The following is a 13629-nucleotide window of genomic DNA, read 5'->3' on the forward strand; positions in this document are numbered from 1 at the left end:
GCACGCCTTCATCAGCATAAACCATGACGGTTTTTGTGATGCGTAAATTAACCATTCTCGGAGCCACTGGCTCTATTGGTGCGAGCACCCTTAAAGTGGTGGCCGAGAATCCTGATCACTTTAGTGTGGTTGCTTTGGTGGCGGGTAGTAATGTCAACAAAATGCGCGAGCTTTGCCAAACATGGCGACCTAAGTATGCCGTAATGGCGACGCCACAAGCGGCACAGTTGTTATCCTCCCAATTGGCTGGACTTTCACTGCCAACCGAAGTGTTGTATGGCCAAGAGGCAATGTGTCATGTTGCTGCTAGCGATGATGTTGATACTGTGATGGCGGCGATTGTCGGTGCCGCAGGTCTGTTACCGACGATGGCCGCGGTTAAAGCCGGGAAGCGAGTTCTCTTAGCTAACAAAGAAGCCTTGGTTATGTCTGGGCAGTTATTTATTGATGCGGTTGAGCACTATGGGGCTGAATTATTGCCCGTCGACAGTGAACATAATGCGATTTTTCAATGTTTACCCGTTGATATTCAAACTCAGCTCGGACGCTGTAATTTACAAGAACAGGGCGTTTCCCATATTCTGCTGACGGGGTCCGGCGGGCCATTTCGTTATGCCGATATTGAGACTTTAGCTCAAGTGACTCCAGAACAAGCGATTGCTCACCCTAATTGGTCGATGGGGCCCAAAATATCGGTTGATTCTGCAACCATGATGAACAAAGGGCTTGAGTATATTGAGGCTAAGTGGCTATTTAACGCATCTCGTGAACAGCTTAAGGTTTTGATCCACCCTCAATCAGTGATCCATTCAATGGTTCAATATCGGGATGGTTCGGTGATTGCACAGCTCGGCGAGCCAGATATGGCGACGCCAATTGCACAAACGCTGGCCTATCCTCAGCGGGTCAGTGCAGGCGTTGAACCGCTAGACTTTACTCGTTTAAGTGAGTTGACCTTTATGGAGGTTGATTATCAGCGTTACCCTTGTTTGCAATTGGCGGTAGACGCGTGTTATCTCGGCCAGCATGCCACTACGTCGCTCAATGCGGCGAATGAAGTGGCCGTTGAGGCCTTTTTACGAGGGCAGATTCGTTTTACTGATATTGCTGTGATTAATGAAAAGGTATTGTCGACCGTGTGCGGGGCAAACAGTCCGTTACATTCCTATCACTTGGAAAGCCTACTCGAGCTAGATACAATGGCGCGCAGTCTGGCTAATCAACACTTGAAAGAGCGTATGTTATGAGTGGCATTTTATGGAACTTCGTTGCCTTTATTGTCGCCTTAGGCATTTTAGTCGCCGTCCATGAGTACGGGCATTTTTGGGTGGCAAGAAAGTGCGGCGTTAAAGTAGAAAAGTTTTCAATTGGCTTTGGACGAGCGATTTGGAAACGTATGGGTAAAGACGGAACGGAGTACAGTATTTCGGTTATTCCACTCGGTGGCTACGTCAAAATGCTCGATAGCCGAGTAGACGATATTCCCCGCGAGCAGTATCCATTCGCTTTTGATAAAAAATCATTATGGCAACGCACAGCGATTGTTGCTGCGGGGCCAGCTTTTAACTTTTTGTTCGCTCTTTTCGCTTACTGGTTGGTTTTTATTATTGGTGTACCTGCGGTCAAACCGGTGATTGGTGACGTCGCGCCATACTCGATTGCTGCAGAGGCCGGAGTAAAGCCTGGTATGGAAATTAAGGCCGTATCAGGCGTGAAGACGCTGGATTGGGAGTCAGTCAATATGGGATTAATTCGCCATATTGGTAACCAGAGCCTAACCTTGACCGTCGCTTCTCCAGATGACATTGGCATCGAGCAAATCAAGACTTTTGACCTAGCGTCATGGAACTTTAACCCAGAAACAGAGTCTGCTATGGGAGCGCTGGGATTTAAACCTTTTGTACCTGAAGTATCGACGGTATTAGCGACGATTTCTGCTGGTAGTGCTGGAGCTAAAGCGGGACTGCAAGTAGGCGATCGCTTAACGCACATTAACGGTCAAACGGTTTCATCTTGGCAACAGGCGGTTACAGAGATTAAGGCACATCCTAATCAAGCGTTAGAGATAGGGATCGAACGTGATCAGCAACGGTTAACGCTTACTTTGGTTCCTGATGCACGAAGCGTATCTGGACAAACGATAGGGTTTGCTGGTATCGCTCCGCAAATGGCTGAATGGCCGCCGGGGTATCGCTTTGAGTTACAGTTTGGCGTGATCGACTCGATCGGTAAAGCGTTTGCAAAGACAGGCCAAGTGATCGACTTAACCATCAGTATGCTGAAAAAGCTGATTGTCGGTGATGTGGGACTGAATAATCTTAGTGGGCCGATCTCTATTGCTAAAGGGGCTGGGACAACGGCTGATTATGGCTTAGTTTATTTTCTCGGTTTCTTGGCCTTGATCAGTATAAACTTGGGGATTATTAATTTGGTTCCTCTGCCAATGCTTGATGGTGGGCACTTACTGTTCTTCGCGATTGAAGCGGTGATTCGACGCCCTGTTCCGGAAAAAATACAAGAAATTGGCTATCGACTCGGAGGAGTGATCATTTTCTCCTTAATGGCGGTAGCGATATTTAACGATTTTACTCGCCTGTGATTGATTCGCATTAGGCAATGGTTGTAGTAAGGACTAACTAAAACAAATATGGCGATGAAAAAAATCCTGTTCGCGACACTGCTCGCAACAAGCGTATCCGTTAGTGGTGCCGAAAATTTTGTAGTGCAGGACATTCAGATTCAAGGACTGCAGCGAGTGGCTCTCGGGGCTGCGTTATTGAGAATGCCTGTGCGAATTGGCGATACCGTTGATTCTCAAGATGTTGCACAAATTATCCAAGCGTTGTATGCCTCGGGTAACTTTGAAAACGTGAAAGTTCTGCGCGATGGTTCCGCGTTGATCGTACAAGTTCAAGAGCGTCCAACCATTGCGAGTGTCTCTTTCTCTGGCAACAAAGCGATTAAACAAGAGCAACTGCAACAAAATCTTGAAGCTTCTGGTATTCGAGTTGGTGAGGCTTTGGATCGTACTAAACTGAGCAATATCGAAAAAGGCTTAGAAGATTTTTATTACAGCGTCGGTAAATATAACGCCAGCGTAAAAGCAGTGGTTACGCCTTTACCGCGCAATCGAGCTGATTTGAAGTTTATTTTTACCGAGGGTGTTTCGGCAAAAATTCAACAGATTAACTTTATCGGTAATGAAGTGTTCAGTAATGAAGATCTTTTATCTCGCTTCAACCTGAATGTCGATCTATCGTGGTGGAACTTCCTCTCTGATGATAAGTATCAAAAGCAGGTACTAGCAGCAGATATTGAAGCTCTACGCACTTTTTACTTGGACCGTGGCTATTTGAAGTTCCAAGTTGAATCGACCCACGTCTCTATCTCCCCAGATAAAAAAGGTGTCTACATCACCCTGAATTTGAATGAAGGTTTACCGTATACAGTAAAAGAGGTTCAATTTCGTGGCGAGTTGATTGGCAAAGAAGATGAGTTTAAGGCTCAGATTCCCTTTGAGTTAGGCGAGACTTATCAGGGCTCGGCGGTGACGCAATTGGAAGAAAGTGTCAAACGCGTCCTAGGTGAAGCCGGTTATGCCTATCCTCAAGTCCGGACCATTCCGGAGTTTGATGATGAAACCCAACAAGTTTCTCTCATCGTGCATGTTGAAGCCGGTAAACGTATTTATGTCCGTGATATTCGTTTTATTGGTAACAACGCCACTCGTGATGAAGTTTTACGCCGAGAAATGCGTCAAATGGAAGGCAGTTGGTTGAATTCGCGTGCGATTGATACTGGAAAAACGCGTTTAAACCGCTTGGGCTTTTTTGAAACGGTTGATGTACAAACGGTTCGTGTTCCTGGTTCAGACGATCAAGTTGATTTGGTCTATACCGTCAAAGAGGCTAACTCGGGAAGTATTAACTTTGGTGTCGGTTATGGTACCGAATCGGGGGTGAGTTTTACCGTCGGATTAACCCAAGATAATTTCTTAGGAACCGGTAACCGTGTCGGTGTCACAGCAACCACTAACGACTATCAACAAAATATTACACTTGAATACCGTGATCCTTATTGGAACATTGATGGTGTAAGTCTTGGCGGCCGCGTTTTCTATAACAAGTTTGAAGCTTCAGAAGCAGGGATTGTCGATTATACCAACCAAAGTTATGGCACCAGTTTGACTTGGGGATTCCCGTTTGATGAACTCAATCGTTTTGAATTCGGTGTTGGCTATACCCATAACAAAATTGGTAACTTATCGCCTTATTTACAAGTTGAGCAGTTCCTGTGCAACTTAGGTGATTGTGATCCGAAAGAGTTGATCACCGATGATTTTGATGTCAACGTTGCTTGGACACGAAATAACCTTAACCGAGGTTTTTTCCCAACCGCCGGTAACCATCAGCGTGCGTTTGCTAAAATGACCACTCCGGGGTCCGATGCACAGTTTTTCAAGCTCCAATACGATGTGCGTCAGTACTTCCCATTAACCAGAAAACATGAGTTTACTCTGCTACTGCGTGGTCGTTTGGGTTATGGTAACGGTTATGGTCAAACGGACGGTAAAGATAACCTCTATCCGTTTTATGAAAACTTTTATGCCGGTGGTTTTACCACCTTACGTGGGTTTGGCTCTAACTCGGCGGGTCCTAAAGCGGTATATCGAGACTACTCTAGCTCAAGCAATGGTCAAGATACGGCGACCAAAGATTCAGTCGGTGGTAACGCAATTGCCCTGGCCAGCTTAGAATTAATTGTGCCGACGCCTTTCGCATCCGATGAAGCACGTAGTCAAGTCCGCACCAGTGTTTTTGTTGATGTCGCTAGTGTATGGGATACTGAGTTTGATTATCGCTCTAATGCCTCTTTTGGTAATCAGTACTACTACGATTACTCTGACCCAAGCAAATATCGCGCATCTTATGGTGTCGCACTGCAATGGATGTCACCGATGGGGCCCTTAGTCTTTTCGTTGGCGAAACCTATTAAAAAATACGATGGTGATAATGAAGAGTTCTTCACTTTTACTATCGGACGAACCTTCTAAATAGAGGAAAGTATGTTAAAAAATACCGTTAAAGCGGCCAGTGTTAGCCTGATCATTCTTAGTTCTGCTTTTTTTGCCAATGCTGCTGAGGCTGCGCAAAAAGTAGGCTTTATTAACACCGCACAAGTATTTCAAGCGTTACCACAACGTGAAGTGGTTTTGCAGAAAATGCAGGACGAGTTTAAAGACAAAGCTGCAGAGCTACAAAGTCTTCAAGCTCAAGCTAAGACGAAAATTGAAAAATTAAGACGTGATGCTGAGCTGATGAGCCAAGATGACGTTGAAAAATTGCGTATGGAAATTGGGCAGTTGGATAATATGTACCAGATGAAAGCCCAAGCTCTGGAGCGGGCTTCTGCACGTCGTGAAGCAGAAGAAAAACAAAAATTGTTTAAAATTATTCAAGACGCTGTACAAAAAGTCGCGGAAAAAGAAGGTTATGACTTGATTGTTGATGTTAGCGCTATGCAATACGGTAAACCACAGTACAATATTTCTGAGCAAGTAATTAAAGCAATTAAATAATATTCGATGACTATGATGACACTAACTTTAGCCGATTTGGCAACCATAACTGGCGGCACCCTATACGGTGATGCTAACGTGAAAGTAAGCGCGGTCGCGCCAATGGATAGGGCCAAGGAAGGGGATGTCACCTTTCTTTCTAATACTAAATACGCTAAACACCTTAAGTTGTGCCAAGCGTCAGTAGTGATGGTGAAAGAATCGGAACGAGAGTTGTGTCCATCGAATGTATTAGTGGTCGCTGACCCTTACATTGCCTTTGCTAAAGTAGCTCAGGCATTAGATAAAACACCTAAACCAGCGTTGGTCGGGATTGCACCGAGTGCAGTTGTCGCGACAGATGTCCAATTGGGTAAAAATGTGGCGATTGGCGCAAATGCGGTGATTGAGTCGGGAGTGGTTCTTGGTGATAACGTGGTGGTCGGTGCTGGATGCTTTATTGGCCATAACGCACAATTAGGTCATAACACTAAGCTGTGGGCGAATGTCACCGTGTACCATGGCGTACAGATTGGTGATGATTGTTTGATCCAATCTGGTACCGTGATCGGCTCTGACGGTTTTGGCTATGCCAATGAGCGTGGTGAATGGGTAAAAATTCCACAAATGGGCACAGTACGGATTGGTAATCGCGTTGAAATTGGTGCCTCGACAACCATTGATCGTGGTGCACTGGATGACACGGTGATTGAAGATAATGTAATTATTGATAATCAGCTACAAATTGCGCATAACGTACACATCGGATATGGCAGTGCCCTTGCTGGTGGTACAGTGATTGCTGGCAGTACTCATATTGGTAAATACTGCATTATTGGCGGTGCGACAGTCATTAATGGTCACATTACTATTGCTGATGGGGTTACCATTACCGGCATGGGCATGGTGATGCGCAGTATTGAAGAGAAAGGTATCTATTCATCCGGTGTTCCACTGCAGCCGAATAAAGAGTGGCGTAAAACCGCCGCACGGGTGCATCGAATTGAAGAGATGAACAAACGATTAAAAGCCTTAGAAAAGCAATTTGAGCAAATCAGTCACTCATAATGGCTTGATTTGCTAAAAAGGCTCGCCGTACGCGAGTCTTTTTTATCTCTATCTCTGGTTTGTTGATGGTTAATATCGCGTGTCGGTGACGCTAGTTTGGTGTTTTCTGACGAGAACCTTAGTCAGATTGATTAACCTGCTGCCTGCCACTCTCAGCGGTTTGAGTATATAATATCAGCCAACTTATTTGCTCTGCTCTGGGCCTGTTTTCGTGATGATTTAAGCGGCGACAGTTTTCCCTGTCTTTGAGAGCAGAGTATCGCATTTAATCTATTTATTGATAGGAATATGACTTTGACTACTGAAAAGAAAATGATGAATATCACTGAAATTCAGAGCCTGCTTCCGCACCGTTATCCTTTTTTATTGATCGATCGTGTGACTGATTATGAAGAAGGTAAATACCTTGTTGGGCTAAAGAATGTTTCGGTGAATGAACCTCAGTTTACTGGTCATTTCCCTCAGTTGCCGGTTTTCCCTGGCGTGCTTATTTTAGAAGCCATGGCTCAAGCGACTGGGTTGTTGGCATTTAAAACTTTCGGTGCACCAAAAGAAAACGAGCTGTACTATTTTGCAAGCATTGATAATGCAAAGTTTCGTAAACCAGTTGGCCCTGGCGATCAATTAATGATTGAAGTGGAATTTATCAAAGAGCGCCGAGGCATTGCTCTTTTTAACGGAGTGGCAAAAGTCGATGGTGACGTAGTTTGCTCCGCGGTTCTAAAATGTGCACGCAGAGAGTTTTAATATGATTCATCCAACGGCACAAATCCACCCAACCGCGGTGGTCGAAGACGGCGCAGTGATTGGCGCAAATGTTAAGATTGGTCCATTTTGTTATGTTGATGGCAAAGTGGAGATTGGTGACGGAACTGAGCTGTTATCGCACGTTGTTGTCAAAGGGCCAACTAAGCTTGGTAAAGACAACCGCATCTTCCAATTCGCCTCAATTGGTGAAGCCTGTCAGGATCTAAAATACGCGGGTGAAGATACTCAACTGATTGTTGGTGATCGCAATACCATTCGTGAAAGTGTCACTATGCATCGTGGTACTGTGCAAGATAAAGGCATCACCATTGTTGGCAGTGATAACTTATTTATGATTAATGCACACGTTGCTCATGATTGTGTGATTGGTGATCGCTGTATTTTTGCCAATAACGCAACCTTAGCTGGGCATGTCAAGGTGGGCAATCAAGCCATCATTGGTGGTATGTCAGCCATTCATCAATTCTGCCACATTGGCGATCATTGTATGCTGGGCGGTGGATCGATCGTTGTACAAGATGTGCCTCCTTTTGTCATGGCGCAAGGTAACCACTGTGCCCCTTTTGGCATTAATGTTGAAGGCTTAAAGCGTCGTGGTTTTGAGAAAGCGGAAATACATGCGATTCGCCGTGCTTATAAGGCGTTGTATCGTAATGGACTCACTTTGGAAGAAGCCAAAGTGGAAATCGCTAAAGAAGCGGCAAGTTTCCCTGCGGTTCAACGTTTTCTTGATTTCTTAGCTAACTCGGCTCGCGGTATCATCCGTTAGTTTTAGACTTGGCGTTAGACAAAAGATCGCCATTTATCGGCGATCTTTTGCATTTTATGGCGATTACCTATCAAGAGGCATTGAGAAATGGAACAACAACCTTTACGTATTGGTATTGTTGCGGGTGAATTGTCGGGGGATACCCTCGGTGAAGGTTTTATTAAAGCGATCAAAACCCGTTATCCTAATGCTGAATTTGTCGGGATTGGCGGCCCGAAAATGATTGATCAAGGCTGCCATTCTCTGTTTGATATGGAAGAATTAGCCGTCATGGGCTTGGTGGAAGTGCTAGGGCGTTTGCCTCGTTTGCTCAAAGTTAAAGCCGAGTTGGTACAGCATTTTACGCAAAATCCACCGGATGTCTTTATCGGGATTGATGCGCCGGATTTTAATTTACGCTTGGAGCGAGATTTAAAGCAAGCGGGAATTAAAACGGTGCATTATGTCAGCCCTTCAGTATGGGCTTGGCGTCAGAAGCGAATTTTTAAAATTGCCGCGGCAACGGATCTCGTGCTCGCTTTTTTACCGTTTGAAAAAGCGTTTTATGATCGGTTTAACGTACCGTGTGAGTTTATTGGCCATACCTTGGCCGATGCTTTACCACTTCAGCCCGATAAGCAAGCGGCTCAGCGTTTATTAGGGTTAGATGAGAAAAAGCGCTGGCTTGCGGTGTTGCCAGGCAGTCGTAGCGGAGAAATGAAGCTGCTAGCTAAGCCGTTTATTGAAACGTGCCAACGACTGCATCAAACCTACCCAGAGTTAGGATTTGTCGTCGCGCTGGTTAACTCACAGCGGCGCGAGCAGTTTGAAGCGGTTTGGCAGCAAGTAGCCCCAGAGCTGGATTTTACCTTAATCGATGATACCGCTCGTCATGTGATTACGGCATCGGATGTGGTGATGCTGGCTTCTGGCACCGTCGCATTGGAGTGCATGTTACTCAAACGGCCGATGGTGGTCGGTTATAAAGTCAATGCGATTACCGCTTTTTTAGCGAGACGATTAGTTAAAATACCTTATGTTTCGCTGCCGAATATTTTAGCAGGGCAAGAGCTGGTGAAAGAGTTTATACAACAAGAGTGCAGTGTTGATAACCTGTATCACGAGTTAACTCGATTATTGCAAAGCGATAACCAAGCATTATTAGATAAATTCACAGAGATGCATCATTGGATCCGCAAAGATGCGGATCAACAAGCCGCGCAAGCGGTACTGACATTAATAGGAAAATAACCGCGTGACCATAAAAGCCAATAACGATCTACCCCCTTTTATTCTTCCGACTGGCTATCACTGGATTGCCGGGGTCGATGAAGTTGGACGTGGGCCGCTGGTTGGGGATGTGGTCACTGCTGCGGTGATTTTAGACCCAGCGCAACCGATTAACGGTTTGAATGACTCTAAAAAACTGTCAGAAAAGAAACGCCTTGCGTTACTACCAGAAATTCAAGCGAAAGCGTTAGCATGGTCAGTAGGTCGCTGCTCACCAAGTGAAATTGATCAACTGAATATTTTTCAAGCGACGATGCTCGCCATGCAGCGTGCCGTAGCGGGCTTAGCCATTCAACCTGATTTAGTCTTGGTCGACGGTAATAAAGTGCCTAAGTTGTCGATGGCCGCTGAAGCCGTGGTGAAGGGCGATTTACGAGTCGCGCAGATCAGCGCGGCCTCGATCATTGCTAAGGTCGTGCGCGATCAAGAGATGGCCGAACTCGATCTGCTTTACCCGCAGTTTGGTTTTGCGCAGCATAAGGGCTACCCGACCAAAGCGCATTTTGCCGCCATCGAGCAGCATGGCGTGATCGATCAGCATCGGCGCAGTTTTTCCCCCGTCAAGCGTGCATTGGGTTTATAGCGTCAGGTTTCCCCTGATGGTTTTATGCGCTTGCGGTTTAACGTAGAATAGCGCTATTGCACGATCTAGCCCCTTCGAAACACCTAGGATTCAATTGAATGTCAGACCCAAAGTTTATCCACTTACGTGTGCATAGTGATTACTCCATGGTGGACGGTTTGTCCAAAGTCCCCCCTCTGGTTAAGCAAGTGGCGGCGATGGGGATGCCAGCCATGGCCCTGACCGATTTTACAAACTTATGTGGATTGGTGAAATTTTATGGCACCGCGCATAGTTGCGGGATTAAGCCGATTATTGGTGCTGATTTTACGCTTCGTTCCGATGAGTTTGCTGATGAACTGACCAAAATCACTATTTTAGCCAAAAATAATATTGGTTATAAAAATCTCACCTTATTGATTTCAGAAGCGTATTTGCGCGGTCATGTTCAGCATCAACCAGTGATTGATAAACAGTGGTTGGTGAAACACGCCGAAGGTTTGATCATACTTTCTGGTGGTAAAAATGGTGAAATCGGCCGAGCGTTATTAAAAGGCAACCAAGCGTTAGCGGAAAAGTGCGTAGAGTTTTATCAAACGTATTTCGCCGATCATTTCTATTTAGAGCTGGTGCGCACAGGGCGAGCGGATGAAGAGAGCTACTTACATTTTGCTCTCGACTTAGCAGAACAAACGCAATTACCGGTTGTGGCGACCAATGAAGTGGTTTTCTTAAACGCAGAGCAGTTTGATGCCCATGAAATTCGCGTTGCTATTCACGATGGTTATACTTTAGAGGATCCAAGACGGCCTAAAAATTACAGCCCTCAGCAATATTTACGCACCGAGCAAGAGATGTGTGAGCTGTTTGCGGATATTCCGCAAGCGCTAGAAAATAGTGTTGAAATTGCTAAACGTTGTAATGTGACCGTGCGTTTAGGTGAGTATTTCCTACCTAATTTTCCGACGGGCGGGTTAGCAATTGAAGAATTTTTGGTCGTGAAATCCAAACAAGGATTGGAAGAGCGTCTAGAATTTTTGTTCCCCGATCCACAAGTTCGTGCCGAGCGTCGCCCTGAATACGATGAACGTTTGGATATTGAGCTACAAGTGATCAACCAGATGGGATTCCCGGGTTACTTTTTGATCGTTATGGAGTTTATTCAATGGTCAAAAGATAATGATATACCAGTGGGTCCTGGTCGTGGGTCTGGTGCCGGTTCTTTGGTGGCTTATGCGCTGAAAATTACTGATCTTGATCCCCTTGAATATGACCTACTGTTTGAGCGCTTTCTTAACCCAGAGCGGGTCTCGATGCCTGACTTTGATGTCGACTTTTGTATGGATAAGCGAGATCAGGTGATTGATCACGTGGCTGAATTATACGGTCGTGATGCGGTATCCCAGATCATTACTTTTGGTACCATGGCGGCAAAAGCGGTGATTCGTGACGTCGGGCGGGTATTGGGGCATCCTTTCGGATTTGTTGATCGTATTTCTAAGTTGATCCCCCCCGATCCCGGCATGACGCTCGAAAAAGCCTTTAAAGCGGAGCCAGCGCTGCAAGAGTTGTATGACACCGATGAAGAAGTCAAAGAGCTGATCGATAAGTGTCGTATTCTTGAAGGATGTACTCGAAATGCCGGTAAACATGCCGGCGGCGTGGTGATTTCGCCGACCACGATCACCGATTTTGCGCCGCTGTATTGCGATGCTGAAGGTCATCATCCGGTTACTCAATTTGATAAAAACGATGTTGAATACGCTGGATTAGTGAAATTCGACTTCTTAGGTCTGCGCACGTTAACCATCATTGATTGGGCATTGGGTTTAATTAATCCGCGCCGCACCGCTCTTGGTGAAGATCCGTTGCGAATTGAAGCGATTCCGCTGCAAGATGAAGCTTCATTCCGATTACTACAAAAATCTGAAACGACCGCTGTATTCCAGCTGGAATCGCGCGGAATGAAAGAGCTTATCAAGCGTCTAAAACCGGACTGTTTTGAAGATATTATCGCCTTGGTAGCGCTATTTCGTCCTGGGCCTTTGCAGTCAGGCATGGTGGATAACTTTATTGACCGTAAACACGGCCGTGAAGTGATCTCTTATCCAGATGAAAAATGGCAACATGAGTCATTAAAAGAAATTTTAGAACCGACTTACGGCATCATCCTCTATCAAGAGCAAGTCATGCAGATTGCTCAGGTGCTAGCAGGTTATACCTTAGGTGGCGCGGATATGCTGCGTCGTGCGATGGGTAAGAAAAAACCGGAAGAGATGGCTAAACAGCGTGCCATATTTAAAGAAGGGGCTGAAAACAACGGTGTTGATGGCGAGTTGGCGATGAAAATCTTTGACTTGGTAGAGAAATTTGCCGGTTATGGATTTAACAAGTCCCACTCTGCGGCCTATGCTTTAGTGTCTTATCAAACCTTATGGTTAAAAACCCATTATCCTGCTGAATTTATGGCGGCGGTGATGACCGCAGATATGGATAACACCGAGAAAGTGGTTGGTTTGGTGGATGAGTGCCAACGTATGGGCTTAACCGTATTGCCGCCTGACATTAACTCTGGTTTATACCGTTTTAATGTTGATGAGAACGGGGCGATTGTGTACGGTATCGGAGCGATCAAAGGCGTTGGTGAAGGACCTATCGAAGCGATTTTAGACTCGCGCAGTAAAAACGGCTATTTTAAAGACTTGTTTGATTTTTGTGCGCGGATCGACCTTAAAAAAGTCAATAAACGGGTGATTGAGAAATTGATCCTTGCGGGAGCATTGGATAGGTTAGGTCCCCATCGTGCGGCGATGATGGCCTCATTAGACGATGCAGTAAAAGCGGCCAGTCAACATCATCAAGCGGAGGCTTTTGGCCAAGCGGATATGTTTGGTGTTTTGACCGATGCTCCCGAAGAGGTTGAGCAAAAGTATACTCAAGTTCCTCCTTGGCCGGAAAAGGTCTGGCTTGAAGGGGAGCGAGAAACATTAGGGTTATACTTAACGGGTCACCCGATTAACCAGTATTTAAAAGAATTACCTAAATACACCAGTTGTCGCTTAAATGAAGCCACGCCGACACGGCGTGATCAATCGTTAACATTAGCGGGTTTGGTGATTGCCGCTCGAGTGATGACCACCAAGCGCGGAAGCCGGATTGGCTTAATGACTTTAGATGATCGCTCCGGACGTATTGAGGTCATGCTTTATTCTGATGCCTTAGATAGGTATGCAGAATTGTTAGAAAAAGATAGAATTCTGGTGATTTCCGGACAGGTCAGCTTTGATGACTTCAACGGTGGCCTTAAAATGTCTGCGCGCGAAGTCATGGACTTGGGTAGCGCGCGTGAAAAATATGCCCGTGGTTTATCGGTATCGATTGCACAATCGCAAATCGATGAGCAATTTTTTGAGCGCTTTAGTCAAATCTTAGAGCCTCACCGAGCAGGCACTGTTCCTGTCAATGTATACTATCAACGCTCAGATGCGAGGGCGCGTTTAACGTTGGGTACGGAATGGCGGGTAACGCCGAGTGATACATTGCTAGATGAATTACAACAGTTACTTGGTAAAGACCAAGTAGAACTCGAATTTAACTAAATTCAGCTGCGCAATTGACGAGCTGAGTAAAAAAGGA

At 45.6% G+C, this 13629-nt stretch carries 10 protein-coding genes; all 10 read left to right on the forward strand.

All coding sequences use genetic code 11. The annotated features are described in order from the left end of the window. Nucleotides 1-38 precede the first annotated feature (38 nt). The 10 genes from ispC to dnaE all read left to right on the forward strand — a co-directional run bounded on the left by ispC (nt 39) and on the right by dnaE (nt 13592). A complete protein-coding gene (ispC, locus tag FKN88_RS09470; RefSeq protein ID WP_154170337.1) occupies nt 39-1247 on the forward strand; it encodes a 1-deoxy-D-xylulose-5-phosphate reductoisomerase in 1209 nt (402 codons plus the stop codon). Continuing rightward, complete coding sequence (gene rseP / locus FKN88_RS09475) at nt 1244-2599, forward strand: sigma E protease regulator RseP (RefSeq protein ID WP_154170339.1); 1356 nt, start codon at nt 1244-1246, stop codon at nt 2597-2599. Before ispC ends, rseP begins: the two co-directional genes overlap by 4 nt. Nucleotides 2600-2647: 48 nt before the next feature. Next, nucleotides 2648-5053, forward strand: a complete 2406-nt coding sequence (bamA, locus tag FKN88_RS09480; protein ID WP_154170341.1) for an outer membrane protein assembly factor BamA — start codon at nt 2648-2650, stop codon at nt 5051-5053. Between the two features lie 12 nt (nt 5054-5065). Further along, nucleotides 5066-5578, forward strand: coding sequence for an OmpH family outer membrane protein (locus FKN88_RS09485; protein ID WP_004394665.1), 513 nt, complete (start codon nt 5066-5068; stop codon nt 5576-5578). Between the two features lie 12 nt (nt 5579-5590). Further along, a complete protein-coding gene (lpxD, locus tag FKN88_RS09490) occupies nt 5591-6625 on the forward strand; it encodes a UDP-3-O-(3-hydroxymyristoyl)glucosamine N-acyltransferase (protein ID WP_154170343.1) in 1035 nt (344 codons plus the stop codon). Between the two features lie 315 nt (nt 6626-6940). After that, nucleotides 6941-7372, forward strand: coding sequence for a 3-hydroxyacyl-ACP dehydratase FabZ (gene fabZ, locus FKN88_RS09495; protein ID WP_170905122.1), 432 nt, complete (start codon nt 6941-6943; stop codon nt 7370-7372). 1 nt (nt 7373) lies between these two features. Further along, nucleotides 7374-8162: an acyl-ACP--UDP-N-acetylglucosamine O-acyltransferase gene (gene lpxA / locus FKN88_RS09500; protein ID WP_154170345.1), complete on the forward strand. Its 789-nt coding sequence runs from the start codon at nt 7374-7376 to the stop codon at nt 8160-8162. 87 nt (nt 8163-8249) lie between these two features. After that, on the forward strand, nt 8250-9392 hold the full coding sequence (gene lpxB, locus FKN88_RS09505) for a lipid-A-disaccharide synthase (RefSeq protein WP_154170347.1): 1143 nt from the start codon (nt 8250-8252) through the stop codon (nt 9390-9392). A gap of 4 nt (nt 9393-9396) precedes the next feature. Next, entirely contained in the window at nt 9397-10014 is a 618-nt protein-coding gene (rnhB, locus tag FKN88_RS09510; protein ID WP_306687515.1) for a ribonuclease HII, read from the forward strand. Between the two features lie 98 nt (nt 10015-10112). After that, complete coding sequence (gene dnaE, locus FKN88_RS09515; RefSeq protein ID WP_154170351.1) at nt 10113-13592, forward strand: DNA polymerase III subunit alpha; 3480 nt, start codon at nt 10113-10115, stop codon at nt 13590-13592. Nucleotides 13593-13629: the final 37 nt, after the last annotated feature.

Source organism: Vibrio sp. 2017_1457_13 (assembly GCF_030851525.1).
In the GTDB taxonomy this organism is placed as follows: domain Bacteria; phylum Pseudomonadota; class Gammaproteobacteria; order Enterobacterales; family Vibrionaceae; genus Vibrio; species Vibrio metschnikovii.

What these genes read in the sequence shown, in the direction of transcription:
- fabZ (WP_170905122.1), top strand. Translation starts at nt 6,941, where the DNA reads ATGAATATCACTGAAATTCAGAGCCTGCTTCCGCACCGTTATCCTTTT.
- FKN88_RS09485 (WP_004394665.1), top strand. Translation starts at nt 5,066, where the DNA reads ATGTTAAAAAATACCGTTAAAGCGGCCAGTGTTAGCCTGATCATTCTT.
- bamA (WP_154170341.1), top strand. Translation starts at nt 2,648, where the DNA reads ATGGCGATGAAAAAAATCCTGTTCGCGACACTGCTCGCAACAAGCGTA.
- lpxD (WP_154170343.1), top strand. Translation starts at nt 5,591, where the DNA reads ATGATGACACTAACTTTAGCCGATTTGGCAACCATAACTGGCGGCACC.
- rseP (WP_154170339.1), top strand. Translation starts at nt 1,244, where the DNA reads ATGAGTGGCATTTTATGGAACTTCGTTGCCTTTATTGTCGCCTTAGGC.
- ispC (WP_154170337.1), top strand. Translation starts at nt 39, where the DNA reads ATGCGTAAATTAACCATTCTCGGAGCCACTGGCTCTATTGGTGCGAGC.
- dnaE (WP_154170351.1), top strand. Translation starts at nt 10,113, where the DNA reads ATGTCAGACCCAAAGTTTATCCACTTACGTGTGCATAGTGATTACTCC.
- lpxA (WP_154170345.1), top strand. Translation starts at nt 7,374, where the DNA reads ATGATTCATCCAACGGCACAAATCCACCCAACCGCGGTGGTCGAAGAC.
- lpxB (WP_154170347.1), top strand. Translation starts at nt 8,250, where the DNA reads ATGGAACAACAACCTTTACGTATTGGTATTGTTGCGGGTGAATTGTCG.